Below are 792 nucleotides of genomic sequence, written 5' to 3'. Positions count from 1 at the left end.
AAATGTAATTATGTTTAAGATTGCCATTGATGCAATGGGAGGGGATAACGCCCCAGAAGCAATCGTTGCTGGTGTTGAGCTAGCGCGTGACCAAATGCCTGACACAGAGTTTTTGTTGTTTGGTCAATTGGACAAGGTGAAGCCTTTCGTTAAGAATGAAGAGCGCTTGACTTTGGTGCAAGCAGATGAAGTCATTGCGATGGCTGATGAGCCAGTGAAGTCAATTCGTCGCAAGAAGCAAAGTTCATTAGTTTTGGCCGCGCAAGCGGTTAAGAACGGTGACGCGGATGCCATTTTCTCAGCCGGTAACACGGGTGCCTTGTTGGCTGCCGGTATCTTCATTGTTGGCCGAATCAAGGGAATTGATCGTCCAGCTTTGATGACGGCTTTGCCAGCGTTTGATGGTCCGCACGATGCTTTCGTGATGATGGATATGGGTGCCAATGCGGAAAATCGTCCGGCACACTTGTACCAATACGGTATTTTGGGTTCATTCTACGCACACGAGATCTTGGGTTATGATGCCCCACGTGTTGGGTTGTTGAACAACGGAACTGAAGAAGACAAGGGTGACCAAGTCCACAAGGAAGCGCACCAATTGTTGCGTTATGGTTCTGAACACAATTTGTTGAACTTCGTGGGTAATGTTGAAGCACGTGAAGTTTTGCAAGGACCTGCTGATGTTGTGATTGCCGATGGTTTCTCAGGGAATGCCACGTTGAAGTCAATTGAAGGAACGGCCTTGTCATTGTTGAAGTTGCTTAAGGATACGATTATGAATGGTAGTCTTAA

Annotated in this window: 1 pseudogene; it reads left to right on the top strand. The window is 47.0% G+C overall.

From position 1 onward, the window contains the following. Window positions 1-10: 10 nt before the first annotated feature. Window positions 11-792: pseudogene (gene plsX / locus WEIDD23_RS09225) on the top strand (phosphate acyltransferase PlsX); the annotation flags it as partial.

The sequence above is a fragment of the Weissella sp. DD23 genome, assembly GCF_001579105.1.
Lineage (GTDB): Bacteria > Bacillota > Bacilli > Lactobacillales > Lactobacillaceae > Weissella > Weissella cibaria.
Note: the sequence above shows the minus strand (reverse complement) of the source record. Positions and strands in the feature narration are given on the sequence as shown.